At 71.9% G+C, this 15,288-nt stretch carries 14 protein-coding genes; 3 read left to right on the top strand and 11 right to left on the bottom strand.

Annotated elements, in window-relative coordinates; translation table 11 throughout:
- Positions 1 to 23 precede the first annotated feature (23 nt).
- A complete protein-coding gene (locus tag EDD39_RS04805) occupies positions 24 to 1,790 on the bottom strand; it encodes an ABC transporter ATP-binding protein (protein WP_123553571.1) in 1,767 nt (588 codons plus the stop codon).
- Positions 1,791 to 2,013: 223 nt separating this feature from the next.
- Here EDD39_RS04805 and EDD39_RS04810 point away from each other — a divergent pair, with 223 nt between their 5' ends.
- Both EDD39_RS04810 and EDD39_RS04815 read left to right on the top strand, forming a co-directional pair.
- Positions 2,014 to 2,526: a SigE family RNA polymerase sigma factor gene (locus tag EDD39_RS04810; RefSeq protein WP_030460323.1), complete on the top strand. Its 513-nt coding sequence runs from the start codon at positions 2,014 to 2,016 to the stop codon at positions 2,524 to 2,526.
- 29 nt (positions 2,527 to 2,555) lie between these two features.
- Positions 2,556 to 3,839 carry an LCP family protein gene (locus tag EDD39_RS04815; protein ID WP_123553573.1) on the top strand — a complete coding sequence of 428 codons (1,284 nt, stop codon included), beginning with the start codon at positions 2,556 to 2,558 and terminating at the stop codon, positions 3,837 to 3,839.
- Between the two features lie 7 nt (positions 3,840 to 3,846).
- Here the strand turns inward: EDD39_RS04815 and EDD39_RS04820 are convergent, their stop codons facing one another.
- A complete protein-coding gene (locus tag EDD39_RS04820) occupies positions 3,847 to 4,728 on the bottom strand; it encodes a phosphotransferase family protein (RefSeq protein ID WP_123553576.1) in 882 nt (293 codons plus the stop codon).
- A 394-nt stretch (positions 4,729 to 5,122) separates the two neighbouring features.
- On the opposite strand from EDD39_RS04820, the gene EDD39_RS42645 reads away from it, so the two are divergent.
- Positions 5,123 to 6,796 (top strand): carbohydrate binding domain-containing protein, encoded by a 1,674-nt coding sequence (locus tag EDD39_RS42645; protein WP_244256605.1) that lies wholly within the window; start codon positions 5,123 to 5,125, stop codon positions 6,794 to 6,796.
- 86 nt (positions 6,797 to 6,882) lie between these two features.
- On the opposite strand, the gene EDD39_RS04830 is transcribed toward EDD39_RS42645, so the two are convergent.
- The 9 genes from EDD39_RS04830 to EDD39_RS04870 all read right to left on the bottom strand — a co-directional run bounded on the left by EDD39_RS04830 (position 6,883) and on the right by EDD39_RS04870 (position 15,286).
- The gene (locus tag EDD39_RS04830; RefSeq protein WP_123553580.1) at positions 6,883 to 7,296 is read right to left on the bottom strand and encodes a PIN domain-containing protein; all 414 of its coding nucleotides are present in this window, start codon (positions 7,294 to 7,296) and stop codon (positions 6,883 to 6,885) included.
- A 127-nt stretch (positions 7,297 to 7,423) separates the two neighbouring features.
- Positions 7,424 to 8,518 (bottom strand): helix-turn-helix domain-containing protein, encoded by a 1,095-nt coding sequence (locus EDD39_RS04835; RefSeq protein WP_123553582.1) that lies wholly within the window; start codon positions 8,516 to 8,518, stop codon positions 7,424 to 7,426.
- A 71-nt stretch (positions 8,519 to 8,589) separates the two neighbouring features.
- A complete protein-coding gene (locus tag EDD39_RS04840) occupies positions 8,590 to 9,570 on the bottom strand; it encodes a helix-turn-helix domain-containing protein (protein WP_123553584.1) in 981 nt (326 codons plus the stop codon).
- Between the two features lie 281 nt (positions 9,571 to 9,851).
- On the bottom strand, positions 9,852 to 10,250 hold the full coding sequence (locus EDD39_RS40610) for a hypothetical protein (RefSeq protein ID WP_244256606.1): 399 nt from the start codon (positions 10,248 to 10,250) through the stop codon (positions 9,852 to 9,854).
- A gap of 292 nt (positions 10,251 to 10,542) precedes the next feature.
- Positions 10,543 to 11,106 (bottom strand): peptide deformylase, encoded by a 564-nt coding sequence (locus EDD39_RS04850; protein ID WP_123553586.1) that lies wholly within the window; start codon positions 11,104 to 11,106, stop codon positions 10,543 to 10,545.
- A 17-nt stretch (positions 11,107 to 11,123) separates the two neighbouring features.
- Positions 11,124 to 11,549 (bottom strand): hypothetical protein, encoded by a 426-nt coding sequence (locus EDD39_RS40220; protein WP_208765451.1) that lies wholly within the window; start codon positions 11,547 to 11,549, stop codon positions 11,124 to 11,126.
- A 504-nt stretch (positions 11,550 to 12,053) separates the two neighbouring features.
- Positions 12,054 to 13,397, bottom strand: a complete 1,344-nt coding sequence (locus tag EDD39_RS04860) for a GH1 family beta-glucosidase (RefSeq protein WP_123553588.1) — start codon at positions 13,395 to 13,397, stop codon at positions 12,054 to 12,056.
- 57 nt (positions 13,398 to 13,454) lie between these two features.
- Positions 13,455 to 14,297, bottom strand: coding sequence for a carbohydrate ABC transporter permease (locus EDD39_RS04865; RefSeq protein ID WP_123553590.1), 843 nt, complete (start codon positions 14,295 to 14,297; stop codon positions 13,455 to 13,457).
- Positions 14,294 to 15,286 (bottom strand): carbohydrate ABC transporter permease, encoded by a 993-nt coding sequence (locus tag EDD39_RS04870; protein WP_425269643.1) that lies wholly within the window; start codon positions 15,284 to 15,286, stop codon positions 14,294 to 14,296. The genes EDD39_RS04865 and EDD39_RS04870 overlap by 4 nt, the downstream gene beginning before the upstream one ends.
- Positions 15,287 to 15,288: the final 2 nt, after the last annotated feature.

Raw genomic sequence — 15,288 nt, forward strand, 5'->3', positions numbered from 1 at the left:
GTCCTGTTCGTGGTGAGGGCGGGTCAGGCGAGCTGGGCGGCCTGCAGGCCCGCGTAGGGGCCGCCGGTGCGCAGGAGTTCGGTGTGCGAGCCGATCTCGGCGATCCGGCCGTCGTGCATGACGACGATCCGGTCGGCGCCGCGGATGGTGGACAGGCGGTGGGCGACGACGAAGACGGTGCGGCCGCGGACCAGCCGGGCCAGGGCCTGCTGGACCAGCGCCTCGGAGCGGGAGTCGAGGGCGGAGGTGGCCTCGTCGAGGATCAGGATGCGCGGGTCGCGGATCAGGGCGCGGGCGATGGCCAGGCGCTGCTTCTGGCCGCCGGACAGCCGGGCGCCGCGTTCGCCGACCACGGTGTCGAGGCCGTCGGGGAGGCGGTCGATGAACTCCAGGGCGTTGGCGTCGCGCAGGGCGGTCAGGACGGTCTCCTCGGGGACGTCCTTCATGCCGTAGGTGACGTTCTCCCGGATGCTGCCCTCGAACAGGATGGACTCCTGCGGGACGACGGACAGGAACTTGCGGTAGGAGCGCAGGTCGAGCTCCTCCATGTCGCGGCCGTCGAGCAGGATCCGGCCCTCGGTGGGGCGCAGGAAGCCGATCACCAGGTTGAGGACGGTGGACTTGCCCGCGCCGGACGCGCCGACCAGGGCGATCGTCTCGCCGGGGCGGACCGAGAGGTCGAAGCCGGTGACGGACGGGGCGTCCGCGCCGGGGTAGCTGTGGCCGACGCCCCGGAAGTCGATCCGGCCGGTGACGGCGGCGACGTCGGCCTTGCCGGAGTTCTCCTCCAGGTCGGGGGCCTGGAGGACCTCGCCGGCCGAGCGGACCGAGGCCAGGCCCTTGCCGAGCTGCGGGGTGAGGGTGAGCAGGGTGGTGACGGAGCCGGTGAGGGAGGAGAAGTAGGCGCTGAGCATGACGACGGCGCCGGGGGTGACGTCCATCCAGCCGTAGTAGGCGACCAGCGCGGAACCGGCCAGGCAGCCGACGCCGATCGCGTTGAGCAGGATCCAGGACATCGAGCCGAAGCGGCCGTTGAGCAGGTCGAGGCGCAGGCCCTCGTCGAGGACCCGGCCCAGGGTGCGGTCGACCCGGCGCAGCGCGGTGCGCTCCAGGCCGTGCGCCCGGGTGATCGGGATCAGGGTGGTCATCTCGCCGATGCGGGAGGAGAGTTGCTCGACCTCGCGGCGGAAGGACTCGTTCTGGCTGCGCAGCCGTTCGCGCAGCCGGACCACCAGCAGGGCGCTGGCGGGGACGAGGACCACGAAGACCGGCAGGAAGGCGGGGGTCTGGATGGCGATCACGACCAGGCCGCCGAGCAGGGTGGCGATCGCGGCGAGGCCGTTGTCGGCGGTCTGCTGGGAGGCGGTCTCGATGCCCTCGACGTCGCGGATCACCTTGGCCTGCAGGACGCCGGCGCTGACCCGGGAGTGGTAGCCGATGGAGAGCTGCTGCATCCGGTGGCACAGGGCGGAGCGCAGCCGGGTGCCCATCCGGCGGATGGAGCCGTGCATCCACTGCACGTACAGCATGTGCAGGGGGAGGTTGAGCAGCAGGATGACCAGCAGGACGGCGGAGTTCCACCACAGCACGGACACGTCGCGGTGCTTGACCACGACGTCGACGATGTTGGCGGTGATCAGGGGCAGCAGCCAGACGGGGGCGTGCTTGGCGAAGAAGACGCCGACCGCGCCGAGCACCCGGGCGCGGTCGGGCCGGAAGAGGAAGAGCAGGGTGCGGACGGGGTGCTCGCCTCGGTAGCGGTGGCTGAGCGATCCGTCGGGCAGGGCCATGGGGGGACTCCAGTGCGGGGTACGAACAGGCGGTGCCGTCCCATCCTTCCAGCGGGCGGGGGCCCGCGGACTGTCCGCAACCGGACAGGGATACTCCGTTGCCGGACGACTTTTCGAACCGGTCCGGGTGCGGGTGAAACATTGCGGGGCCCTGCGGCGTCATAGGGCGGACCAGGTCGAGGGGAGACGGAACGTGGGCACTGCTGCCGGACGGCGGGCCGCCATGGAGGAGGAGTTCGTCGCGTTCGCCACGGCCCGGTCCGGGCAGCTCTACCGTTCCGCGTACTTCCTCACCGGCGGGGACTCCCACCTGTCGGAGGACCTGGTGCAGGACACGCTGGGGCAGATGTACGCGCACTGGCACCGGCTGCACCGGCCGAGCTGGGCCGGCCGGATCGACAACCCGGCCGGGTACGCGCAGACCGTGCTGGTGCGGGCGTACCTGACGCACCAGCGGCGGCGCAGCAGCAGCGAGCGGCCCAGCCAGGCGCTGCCGGAGCTCGCCGAGGACGGGCCGGACTCGGCGCTGCGCCTGGCCCTGGTCGAGGCGCTGGCCCAACTGCCGCCGCGGGACCGGGCGGTGGTGGTGCTCAGGTACTGGGAGGACCGCAGCGTGGAGGAGACCGCGGCGATCGTGAAGGACAGTTCGGCGGCGGTGCGGACCAGGTGCTCGCGGGCGCTGGCCAAGCTGCGCGGGCTGCTGGGCGGGGACCTGGCGGAACTGGTGGCGCGATGAACCCGGGGCGCGACGGACGGAGTGGTGCGGTGGACGGCGGGGCGAGCGGCGCGGACGGCGACCGGGAGGGGGAGTTCGAGGTGCAGTTGGGGGCGGCCTTCGGGCTGACGGGCGGCGGGCCGGGGCCGGAGGTGACGGCCCGGCTGGTCGACGGCGGGCTGGCGGCCGGCCGGCGGCGCACGCGGGCCAGGCGGCGGCGCACGGTGCTGCTGGCGGGGGCGCTGACCGCGGCGGTCGCGGTCGGGGCGGGGCTGCTGACCGCGCCCCGGGACGTGCCCGGGGCGCGGACCCCGGTGGTGGAGCTCGCCCACTCCGGGCCGGACCCGGCGCCGCCGCCGCTGGCCGACGGGGTGACGGTCCTGCTGGTCGGCACCGACTCCTCGGTCGACGCCCGGGGCGAGCAGGCCCCGGACGGGCTGCGCCACGGCGACCTGCACAGCGGCGGGGCCAACCAACTGGACGCCACCGACACCGTGATGCTGGTGCACGTCCCGGCGGGCGGCGGCGAGGTGCGGCAGCTCTCGCTGCCCCGGGACGTGCTGGTGCGGGACGGCGACGGCCACGAGGTGCCGCTGGGCCACGTCTACCTGGACGCGGAGACCGCCGAGATCCAGCGGCTGGACGCCCAGGGCCTGCCGGCGCCGGAGCTGCGCGAGCGGGGCCGGGAGGCCGGGCGGCGGGCGCTGTTCCGGGCCGTCGAGGCGCTCACCTCGATCCGGGTCAACCACTACGCGGAACTGTCGATGACCGGCTTCTACCGCGCCGCCGAGGCCCTCGGCGGGATCCCGGTCTGCCTGAACCACGCCGTGGACGACCCGGACAGCGGGGCCCGGCTGCCCGCCGGGCGGCAGGACCTGGGGCCCGCCCAGGCGCTCGCCTTCGTCCGGCAGCGGCACGGCGTCGGCGACGGCTCCGACCTGGGGCGGACCCGGCGCGCCCAGGCGTTCCTGGCCGGCGTGGTGGAGAAGCTGCGCGGCGGCGGGGTGCTGGCCGACGCGGGGAAGCTCGGCGCGCTGTACCGGTCGCTGGAGGGCGAGTTGGTGGTGGACCAGGACTGGAGCCCGGTGGACTTCGTCCGCCAGGTCCCGGCGCTGGCCGCGGGGCGCGGCACCCTCAGGACGCTGCCGGTGATGTGGGCGGGCTCCCGGTTGCGGGCGGTGGAGGGGGCGGCCCGGCAGGTCCTGACCGACGGCGCCGCGGCGTCGGGCGCCCCGTCCGACGCCGCCTCCCCGGAGGCGTCCGGGGCCGGCGCCCTGGTGGCGGGCCAGGGGCCGGAGCCGGTCGAGCTGGGCGGGGTGCCCTGCGTGGACTGACGGGCCGTCAGTCGAGGGCGGTCCAGCCCCAGGGGCGGGGGCCGTGCTCGCCGAACAGGCAGGCCAGCCGGTAGTCGGCCTGGGCGCGGTGGCGGGGGTCGGCGCCGGACTGCTGGAGGGCGTAGCAGGTGAGCCGGAGTTCGCGGATGTCGCGGAGCACCGGGTAGCCGGGCCACTCGGTGACGTCGGCGCCGTAGGCCGCGCAGAACGCGGCGTACGTCCGGAGCGGGACGGTGCCGAAGGTGTGGCGGCCGACGGCGGTGGTGGTCAGGTCCCACTCGGCCGGGCCGAGCGCGGTGCGTTCGAAGTCCAGCAGGTGGGCGGTGGTGGCGGTGACCGCGAGGTTGCCGCTCCAGGCGTCGCCGTGCACGACGTGCGGCGGCCGGGCGGGGAGCGCGAGTTCGCGCCAGGCGGTGCGCAGGTCGGCGAGGCGGTCGTGCAGGCGGCGGCGGTCCGGGTCGTCGAGGGCGGCCGCGGCGATCCGCTCCGGGAGCCGGACGAACGGGTCGAGGACGCCCAGCCCGCCCTCCGGCGGGGGCAGCCCGTGCAGGCGGCGCAGCGCGGCGGCCAACTCGACGGCGGTGCCGGGGCGGTGCGGCGGCAGCTCGTGCCAGAAGGTGGCCGGGCGGCCTCGCACGGCCACCGGCACCGGCGGGTGACCGAGCGGGCGGACGGCCGGCACCCGGTGCCGGTGCAGCCACCTGGCTACGGTCAACTCGCGTTCGGCGACGTGCAGTTGGCCGGGCCGGCCGATCCGGGCGACCACCCCCCCGGGCAGCCGCCACAGGGTGTTCTCGCCGGCCCGGATCAGCTCGGCGCCGGCGCTCGGGCGGCCGGCGGCGGCGCAGGCCTCGGCGAGCAGGGCGGCGGCGGGGCTGCGGCAGTCCACGTCTCGGGCTCCCTCCGTTCGGCGTTCGGGGGCCGGGGTTCGGCGTGCGGCGTGCGGAGGCCGGGGTTCGGGGTTCGGGGGCCGCGGCCAGTCTGCCCCGCCCGAGGGCGGACGGGAAGGGCGTACGGGGGCACGGCAGGCCGCCCCGGCCGTTCACCGCGCTCGCGGCGGGCCGGCCGGCAACTCCCCCGCCCCGGGCGGCGATCGGCGACCCTTCCCGGGAGTGGTCCAGACCCTCGCTATTGGTCCAGACCTATTGACGCCCCTTGCCCCCGCTCCTACGATCCGGCTGGGCACAACCCCCCACATGTCCCCACCTCACCCACAGCCGGGCATCGCGCCCCCACAGCGCTGGTCATGGTCATGACCAGGTGTTCGGCGGGAAGGGATCACGATGTTCCGTCGAAGGTCGTACACGCCCGTGGAGCGCGCCGCCCAGGCGCCCCGGGCCAGCCACGCCCGGTCCGGCCCGAGCGCCGCGAAGCGCACGCTGGCCGGCGTCAGCGCCGCCGCCGTGATCGGTGCCGGCCTCGCCGTGGCCGGCTCGGTCACCGCGTCCGCCGACGTCGCCAACCTGATCGCCAACCCCGGCTTCGAGAGCGGGCTCGCCAACTGGACCTGCACCGGCGGCAGCGCGATCGTCAGCAGCCCCGTGCACGGCGGCACCGCCGCGCTCCGGGCCACCCCCAGCGGCCAGGACACCGCGCAGTGCTCGCAGACCGTCAGCGTGCAGCCCAACTCGCAGTACACCCTGAGCGGCTTCGTCCAGGGCAGCTACGTCTACCTCGGCGCCACCGGCACCGGCGTGAACGCCTCCACCTGGGCCCCGGGCAACGCCTCCTACGGCCAGCTCAGCACCACCTTCTCCACCGGCGCCTCCACCACCTCGGTGACCGTCTTCGTGCACGGCTGGTACGGCCAGCCCGCGTTCTACGCCGACGACCTGGTGCTCAGCGGCCCCGGCGGCAGCGGCAGCCCGTCGCCCTCCAGCAGCGCGCCCACCTCGCAGCCCCCGACGTCCCAGCCGCCGACGTCCCAGCCGCCCACCTCGCAGCCCCCGACCTCGCAGCCGCCGACCTCGCAGCCGCCCACCAGCAACCCGCCCGGTGACGCCACCTGCGCGACCAAGCCCCGGCCGGCCGGCAAGGTGCTCCAGGGCTACTGGGAGAACTGGGACGGCGCCTCCAACGGCGTGCACCCGGGCCTCGGCTGGACCCCGATCACCGACAGCCGGATCGCCCAGCACGGCTACAACGTCCTCAACACCGCCTTCCCGGTGATCCTCTCCGACGGCACCGTGCTCTGGCAGGACGGCATGGACACCGGCGTCAAGGTGGCCACCCCCGCCGAGATGTGCCAGGCCAAGGCCAACGGCGCGACCATCCTGATGTCGATCGGCGGCGCCGCCGCGGGCATCGACCTCAGCTCCTCCGCCGTCGCCGACAAGTTCGTGGCGACCATCGTGCCGATCCTGAAGAAGTACAACTTCGACGGCATCGACATCGACATCGAGACCGGCCTGTCCGGCAGCGGCAGCATCGGCACGCTGTCCGCCTCGCAGTCCAACCTGATCCGGATCATCGACGGCGTCCTCGCCCAGATGCCGGCCGGCTTCGGCCTCACCATGGCCCCCGAGACCGCGTACGTCACCGGCGGCAGCGTCACCTACGGCTCCATCTGGGGCTCGTACCTGCCGATCATCAAGAAGTACGTCGACAACGGCCGGCTCTGGTGGCTGAACATGCAGTACTACAACGGCTCCATGTACGGCTGCTCCGGCGACTCCTACTCGGCCGGCACCGTCCAGGGCTTCACCGCCCAGACCACCTGCCTCAACAACGGCCTGACCATCCAGGGCACCACCATCAAGGTCCCCTACGACAAGCAGGTCCCCGGCCTCCCCGCCCAGCCCGGCGCGGGCGGCGGCTACATGGCCCCCAGCCTGGTCTCCCAGGCCTACGGCTCCTACAGCGGCCAGCTGAAGGGCCTGATGACCTGGTCCCTCAACTGGGACGGCTCGAAGGGCTGGACCTTCGGCGACAACGTCAAGTCCCTCCAGGGCCGCTGACACCCCGCCGGCACCGAAGCACCGAAGCACCGCAGGGCCCCGGGAGCACCCACCGCTCCCGGGGCCCTGCCCGCTCCACTCGGCGGTCAGAGCAGTTTCATCCGACGCACCCATGGCAGGAACCCACCGGACCCGAACGGGTAGCGTGCCCCGGTGTCGACCATCGCGTCGGCGAAGGCGTTCGCTGCGTACTCGGTGATCCGGCCTTCCCGCAGAGCATCGGCGAGGACCCGAAGCGAACCCTGGACCGGCATCCCGTGTTTCTGGGCAGCCCGGCGGGCATCCGCATCGTCGATCACCGCCGTCGCCCCGTGCACCTCGGCCCAGGCGAGGACGGTCGCTTCGCCGTGGTTCGAGCGTTCACCGGAGACCACTTCCATCCAGCGGACCAACGCACCGAGTTCGTCGAGGCCGTCCACGTGGACCTTTTCCAGCCAGCCGAGACCCGAAAGATCCAGGTTCGCGTAGACGAGCTCATCAACAACGGTTGCCGTCGTCACGTTACGGCAGAGGGTCCCCTGCCGTTCCCGAGCGAAGTCGGCCAAGGGTCGATGCGGTCGGCCCTGATCGCGTGAAACAGGGGCGAGGTGTCCCAGACCAGGATGGACGCACCGGGCGTGGCAGTCGTCACGGGGCGGGTTCCTCCAGCCTGCGCAACGGCAGGTCATCGACGGTGATCGCTCCGTGCAACAGTTCCACCGCGCGCGGACCGGTCACGTCACCACCGGCCCAGGCGTCGAGGACGGCCTTGCGCCACTGGGGCCCGGTGGTGCCGACGGTCAGGTCTTCAACCGGCTCCGCCCCGTGCACGGAGAGAAGATCGCCGCGGGTCGGGGTGTCGGCCCGCAACTGGCGTGCCTGTGCGCTCGAAACCAGCCCGAGCCTGGCGGCCTTGTGCACGACGGCTCCCCACGAGACCCGGTACCGGGCCGCGATCTCGATGAGGAAGGTCCGCGGTCCGACATCCTGTCCTCGGTTCCGCCACTCCTCCCGGAGGTCCGCGTCCCGGATCAGCAGTTCCTCTGCGAACCGGTCGATGAGTTCTTCCCGTTCGTCCCGGCCGGCCGCCACCGAAAGATCCGAGTGGTACTCGTCCTGAAGCAGGTGGTGTCCGAGCTCGTGCGCCGCAGTCCAACGACGTCGGCCCGGGGCCGCCCTGCCGCCCACGACAGCCACCCCGAAGCCGTCGAGAAGCAGGGAGGCCCCCTCTCCCTCCGCGTCAACGCTGAGGAGGTACAACCCGAACTGCTCTGCAACACGTGCGACACCGCCCAGGGGCCCGCCGGGTCTGCCGATCGTTGCGCGTGCTGCCTGGGCGAGCGCTCCTGGATCGACCAGGCCATCCGGCCTGGTGAGAGCCGGAGGAGGGACGAGGAAACCCTCTCCGATCAGCCACTGCGCATCCCGCGCATGTGCTTCGAGAAGGGCATCGAAACGAAATCTGGTGCGGGACGCACCATCCGCGTCCTCATCCAGGCTGTGTCGGCGCGAGACCAACGGGGCCGGCGGGCGGGTGACGAAGTGCGCAGCAGGAACGCCCAGCGCCTCCGCCAGGCGAAACAGCTCCACGGCAGAAATCTTGCGCTCGCCGGACTCGATGCGCACCAGCATGGTCCGGTCCAGACCGAGTCGTACGGCAAGCTCTCCCTGGCTCATCCCTGCGGCTCGCCGTGCTTCCGCAACTCGCTCGCCGATCTCGCTCCAGTTCCCGATCGTCTCCATGTGTGCGATTTTTGCACACCTCGGACGCGAACGCGGACCCTCCCGCCACCGACCAGGGCGCGGTGCGCTCCTCAGGCCCACGGGGGCGCACCGGGGGCGACGGGTCGGGACGTTCGGAACGGCACCAGCAGCTCGGAGCGGCGGGGATTGGCAGCCCGCAGGTTCGCACGGAGCTCGTTCCACTCGGAGGTTCCCGGCCGGACCACCGGGTGTCCGTCGGAGGTGAACCGCTTCGTGGCCGGGTGCTGCTCGACCGCTGCGCGCGGACGCGGAATGACGACCGGATGCCGGGGCCGGGGCGGGTGCTCCGGGCGGGTCGGTGGTCGGCCGTCGTACGGGGCTCGCGCGCGCGGAGTGGTCACTGCCCCAACCACCTCAGCCATCCCCGTGTCCAGACGTGTAAGACGTGTCGTGTCCGCACGTGCGGACGAGCCGCTCGTCACGTGCGGACCAGTGACGTCGTCACGTGCGGACGAGTCGGTGTCCTCCGGCGGCGTCAACTCGTCCGCAGGTGCGGACGAGTGAACCTGTCCGCACTCGTCCGCACGTGAGGACGAGCAGGTGCGCACCCGCCCCCGTGCCCACCCCTGCACCCGCTCGTGCTCGCGCTTCTCCTGCTGCTTGACCCGCCGGGCGTCCGAACGCAGCGCGTCGAGGCACCCCCGCCAGTCCGGCAGGTCACCGAAGGGCATCAGCAGCCGGTAGCCCGCGATCCGGCCGCCCTGGTCACGCCGCAAGAAGACCAATCCCGCGGCCTCGGCGGCTTCGTAGTACCGCTGGACCGTCTCCTTCGAGCAGCGCACGAACGCGGCGACGGTGTCCCGGGAGGGCGGCGTGCGCAGGTTGGTGCCGTCCTCGTCGGCCATGTCGCCGAGGTACAGCAGGAACCCGGTGAAGTCACCGGAGAGGGAGCGCCATTGCGACTGCCCCCGGGAGGCCCGGGGGATCTGCTTGACCCACCGGTTCCGCAGGCCGTTGCGCCAGGCCAGCCGGACGGACACGGCCGTGTCGCGGCGGGGCGGGGTGGTGACGGTGGTGGTGACGGAGCACATGCGTGTACGCCTTTCCGGCCAATGGCCCAGGCGTACGGAGTCGATCGGCTAGACTCCGAATACGCCTCCCGCCATACGCCTTGGGGGGCTCAGACCGCTCCGGGATTTTCCGCCAAGAAAATCTGGCCCGGACCGGTCATGGTTGATTGATCCCTCGGATGCTACATCCGAGGGATCACCCATTTCACCTCGCCCGCAAAGCAATTGACCAGCAGTCAGAAAATAGGATTGCAGCCCATTCCCCTCCCGCCGAAATAGTCCGATGAACGGGCGGGAGTGAATTATTCGAATGCGGCCGCTCGTTCGTTGATTTCCTCCGCACGGGCCGTTCCCCGCAACCGGTGGAGCCGTGCCCTCATGTCGTGGACGGCGTCCCGGATTTTGACCGACCTGATGCCGTCCGCACAGTCGAGGAAGTCGCACCAGGAGGCGAGCGCGTGGTGCAGGTGCTCCTGCGCACTGGGGAAATCGCCGAGCTGAACGAGGATCATCCCAGCCTCGTGGGCCCACCGGCCGGTGCTGTAGTGCGAAGCCCAGGAGTCGCCCGGGGTGCCGGCGACGCGCTCGATGGACGCCTGCGAGGCGGCGAGGGAGGCGGTGGCCGTGCGGCGGTCGCCGTCCAGGGCAGCCGCGTTGGCCAAGGTGGCCTGGTGGTACGCGAGGACTCGGGGGTCGTCCACGTGCTTGGCCTGGCTGACGCATTCCTCCGCAACGCGCACCGCGGTGGCCCGGTGGCCCAGGTCGATGGCCTGAACGACCAGGTGGAGACGTCGTCGTGGAGATAGCGGTCGGCCGCGACTTCGCCTCGGCCGACCTGGACCTTCCCGCCGGCCTTGCGGTGGACGCGCCGCAGCAGGCTGTCCGGGTCGGACAGCCCGAGCGCCGCGAGCGCGTACGCGCTGGAAGCGGCCACGAATCCCCGGCGATCCACCACGTCCCTCCGGCTCAACTCGATGACGGAGTCCGCGATTCTCAGTAGTTCCAGGAAGAACCGCTACCCCGGTACTCCTCGATGGGGATGGAATGGGTTCCGGGCTGCATGCGGTCGGTGTAGAGCAGGCCGTCGAGGTGGTCGATCTCGTGGGCGATGATTCGGGCCAAGCCCCGTTCGTAGACCGTCGCGGTCTCGGTGCCGTCGGGGCCGGTAGTGGTGACTTCGATCCACAGGGGGCGGGGGACCAGGCCGCGGACGTCGAAGAAGCTGAGGCAGCCCTCGTACTGCTCGTCCGTCTCTGCGGAGGCGGCGGTGACGCGGGGGTTGAGGAGGACGATCGGGGCAGCGTCCGGAGCGGGCGGGAGGACGAGGGCCGCTGCTCGATCGATGCCGATCTGGGGGGCGGCGAGGCCCATGCCCTTGGCGAAGGAGTGGACGCGGCCGATGTGCTCGACGGCGGCGAAGAGCCGGTCGACTGCGGATCGGACGGCGTCGTGCTCGGCGGGCAAGTCGAACGGAACGGACGGCCGGTGGAGGATGTCGGCACCCTGCTGGACGACACCGAGGTTCTGCATGTGCTGGCTGGGCCGCACCTCGATCACCTGTACTCCTTGATGGGTTACCGCTGGTGGGGGTTACGGAACCGCCATTCGAGGCGGAAGCGGGCGTGCAGGGCCGGATCGTCCGTCGACCATTCGTAGATTCTCCGGCCGGTGCTGTCCCGGCGTTCGGGAGCGGTCCGCAGGGGCACTGACTCGGCGGTCATCGAGGTCTCCGTGCCCCAGACCACCGGGTCGAGGCCGGCCGGAAAGTCGAGACGGACCAGCAGGTGCTCGGTGGGCAGGCGGACCGCGCGCTGGAACCAGTGGCCCCACTTGTCCTCGGTGACGCTGTAGGCGTACTCGATCCACGTCGCGTCACCCGGATAGAGGGGGAAGCGGCCGTCCTCGTTCTCGAACATCAGCCACACCTCCTTGAAGGCGTCGCGGTCGTGCTTGGCCTGCCAGCGCATCGGCTCGCCCCGGCACTCGGCGGTGAGCGCCAACTCGCCCCAGGTGAGCGGGTTTTCGCGATAGTGGGCGTTGGAGCGCTCGGGCTCGCCGGGGTAGCGGTCGACGGAGATCCGGATCAGGTAGCGGGTGATCGGCTCGCCTCCGGTGTTGCGCAGGCGGCGGCGCGTGGTGAGCCGGTAGATGCCGTCGTCGAAGTGGAGCCGGGCTTCGTCGTGCTCGACGACCAGGGCGGAGCCGGAGGCGTACGGCTGCTCGGCCCGGCGCGGGGCCGGGGGAACGGCCTGGGGGCGGGTGCGGAGGCGGACGCCGTCGAACTCCGTCCAGCGGCGCCAGACGGCCTTGCCAGCGTTCAGGGCCTCGTCGGCGAGGCGGGCGAACTCCGTCCTGCGCCCGACGGGCGAGGGAACATCCCTGCACCCTGATCAGGTAGATCCGATCTACGTAGATGCGATCTACCCATGCAGCCGGACGGCAGAGGGCAGGGCCCGGGAGTGAGCGGGTGCTCCCGGGGCCCTGCCCTGTGCGGTGGCCCGGGGTCAGGCGCGGGCGCGGTGGGCGGCGATGAGCTGGGCGTAGCGTTCGCCGCTGGTCTTGAGGGTGCGGGTCTGGGTGGCGTAGTCGACGTGGACGAGGCCGAAGCGCTTGTCGTAGCCGTACGCCCACTCGAAGTTGTCGAGCAGGGACCAGGCGAAGTAGCCGGCCAGCGGGGCGCCCTTGGCGACGGCGCGGGCGCAGGCGGCGAGGTGGGACTCGAGGTAGGCGGTGCGCTCGGGGTCGTCGACGCGGCCGTCGGCGGTGACGGTGTCGCGGTAGGCGGAGCCGTTCTCGGTCACGTAGATCTCGCGGACGCCGTAGTCCTCGGTGAGGCGCAGCAGCAGCTCCTCGATGCCGGGGGCGTGCACCTCCCAGTCCATGGCGGTGCGCTCGGGGTTGGGGCCGGGGACCTGGCGGAAGTTCGGGACGGCCCCGGTGGGGTCGTCGGCGACGATCTGGCGGAAGTAGTAGTTGAGGCCGACCCAGTCGAGCGGGGCCGAGATGATCTCCATGTCGCCGTCCCGGACGGGGAGTTCGACGCCGTAGAGGTCGAGCATGTCCTGCGGGTAGCCGCGGCCGAGGACCGGGTCGAGCCACCAGCGGTTGATGTGGCCGTCGGCGCGCAGGGCGGCGGCGACGTCGGCGTCGGACTGCGAGGCGGGCTCGATGGTGGAGAGGTTGTTGACGATGCCGATCCGGGCGCCGGGGACGGCGGCGCGCAGCGCCTGGACGGCGAGGCCGTGGCCGAGGTGCAGGTGGTAGGAGGTGCGGACGGCGGCGGTGAGGTCGGTCAGGCCGGGGGCCATCTTGCCCTCCAGGTGGCCGATCCAGGAGGAGCAGAGCGGCTCGTTGAGGGTGCACCAGTCGCGGACCCGGTCGCCGAGGCGTTCGGCGACGACGGCCGCGTACTCGGCGAAGCGCTCGGCGGTGGCGCGCTCGGGCCAGCCGCCGCGGTCCTGCTGGGCCTGCGGGAGGTCCCAGTGGTAGAGGGTGGGGAACGGGGTGAGGCCGCGCTCCAGCATGCCGTCGACCAGGCGGTCGTAGAAGTCGAGGCCGGCCGCGTTGACCCGGCCGTCGGCGAGCGGGACGACCCGGGGCCAGGCGATGGAGAAGCGGTAGGCGTCCAGGCCGAGCGAGGCGGCCAGGTCGAGGTCCTGCGGCCAGCGGTGGTAGTGGTCGCAGGCCGTGTCGCCGGTGTCGCCGTTGTCGACCTTGCCGGGGGTGTGCGAGAAGGTGTCCCAGATCGACGGCGCGCGGCCGTCGGTGCTCGCGGCGCCCTCGATCTGGTAGGCGGCGGTGGCGGCGCCCCAGCGGAAGTTGGCCGGCAGCGCGTCGAGGTGGTTCACGGGGTGGTCCTTTCGGGGGTGAGGGGGCGGGCGGCCTGGCGGCGCGTCAGCGGTGCGTCACTTGACGGCACCGGCGGTCAGACCGGCCACCAGGTAGCGCTGCAGCAGCAGGAATCCGGCGACCACGGGGAGGCTGACGACCAGCGAGGCGGCCATCACCTGGTTCCAGTAGACGTCGGTCTGGGTGGCGTACCCCTGGAGCCCGACGGCCAGCGTGCGGGTCTGGTCGTTGGTCATGACGGAGGCGAACAGCACCTCGCCCCAGGCGGTCATGAAGGCGTACACGGCGACCGCGATGATGCCGGGCAGGGCGGCGGGGACGATGATCTGCACCAGGGTGCGGATCGGGCCGCAGCCGTCGACCGCGGCGGCCTCGTCGAGGTCGCGCGGGATGGAGTCGAGGTACCCGGCCAGCATCCAGATCGAGAACGGCAGCGAGAAGGTCAGGTAGGTGAGGATCAGGCCGCCGCGGCTGCCGTAGAGCGCGATGCCGGTGGAGTTGCCGATGTTGACGAAGATCAGGAACAGCGGCAGCAGGAACAGGATGCCGGGGAACATCTGGGTGGACAGCACGGTGATCGTGAAGATCTTCTTGCCGCGGAAGCGGTAGCGGCTCACCGCGTAGCCGGCCAGCAGCGCGATCAGCACGGACAGCGCGGTGGCCGAGCCGGCGACGATCAGCGAGTTGGTGAAGTACTTCGCGAGCGGGACGGTCTTCCAGATGTCGATGTACGGCCGGAAGGTCAGCTCGCTGGGGATCCAGCGCCACGGGCCCTGGACGTCGCGCAGCGGCTTGAGCGAGGAGCTCAGCATCACCGCGACCGGGGTCAGCGTGAAGACGGCCAGCACCAGCAGCACGACGCGGCGCAGCCAGCGGAAGGAGGCGGGCGGGTTGATCATTCTGCTTCCCCCCGGCGGCGGTTGGTGGCGAACAGGTAGACCGCGGTCACCAGCAGCAGGAAGAGCAGCAGCAGCACCGACATCGCGGAGCCCTGGCCGAAGTTCCAGGTGATGAAGGAGGACTGGTAGATGTGGATCGAGATCAGGTCGGCGGCCTGCGGGGCGGACTTGCCGAACAGCACGAACGGCGTGTTGAAGTCGTTGAAGGTCCACAGGAAGAGGACCAGCACCAGCACCAGGTTGACCGGGCGCAGCGAGGGCAGGGTGATCCGGCGGATCTGCTGCCAGACGCCGGCGCCGTCGAGCGCGGCGGCCTCGTAGAGCTCGCGCGGGATGTTCTGCAGGCCCGCGGTGAGGGTGAGGAAGGCGAACGGCCAGGACTTCCAGACCGAGACGGTCAGCAGCGCCCAGAAGCTGTTGTCGCCGATCAGCCAGAACGGCTTGTCGCTGGTCAGGTGCAGTTGGTCGTGCAGCACGTGGTTGATCAGGCCGGTGTCCCGCTGGAACATGAACGACCAGGTGATCACGGCCGCGAACACCGGCAGCGCGTACGGGAGCATGAACGCCGCGCGCAGCAGTCCGCGGCCGCGGAAGGCGTCCTGGGTGAAGATCGAGGCGGTGACGCCGATCAGCCAGGACAGGCCCACCGACAGGACGGTGAAGCCGCAGGTCACCCAGAACGAGTGCAGCAGCGCCTTGCCGACCGGGGCGTCGAACTCCAGCGCCACCTTGAAGTTGTCGAAACCGGACCAGGGGGCCGAGCCCCAGTCGCGGATGAAGAACTGGGTGAGCTGCTTGAACGCCATCACGATGCCGGTGACCATCGGCACCAGGTGGATCAGCAGTTCGGCCAGCAGGGCCGGGAGCAGCAGCAGGTAGGGCAGGGCGCTGCGCCCGAACTTGTCGCGGAGGCGCCGGCGGGCGGGGGCCGCCCCCTTCGGGGCGGCCTCCTTGCCGACGGTCTGGCGGTCGATCACTTTCTCGGACACGT

This window comes from Kitasatospora cineracea, assembly GCF_003751605.1.
GTDB lineage: Bacteria > Actinomycetota > Actinomycetes > Streptomycetales > Streptomycetaceae > Kitasatospora > Kitasatospora cineracea.

Bases quoted from the DNA above. Each gene is read 5' to 3' on its own strand.
- EDD39_RS04840 (WP_123553584.1), bottom strand. From the start codon at position 9,570: ATGTGCTCCGTCACCACCACCGTCACCACCCCGCCCCGCCGCGACACG.
- EDD39_RS04810 (WP_030460323.1), top strand. From the start codon at position 2,014: ATGGAGGAGGAGTTCGTCGCGTTCGCCACGGCCCGGTCCGGGCAGCTC.
- EDD39_RS42645 (WP_244256605.1), top strand. From the start codon at position 5,123: ATGTTCCGTCGAAGGTCGTACACGCCCGTGGAGCGCGCCGCCCAGGCG.
- EDD39_RS04865 (WP_123553590.1), bottom strand. From the start codon at position 14,297: ATGATCAACCCGCCCGCCTCCTTCCGCTGGCTGCGCCGCGTCGTGCTG.
- EDD39_RS04805 (WP_123553571.1), bottom strand. From the start codon at position 1,790: ATGGCCCTGCCCGACGGATCGCTCAGCCACCGCTACCGAGGCGAGCAC.
- EDD39_RS04835 (WP_123553582.1), bottom strand. From the start codon at position 8,518: ATGGAGACGATCGGGAACTGGAGCGAGATCGGCGAGCGAGTTGCGGAA.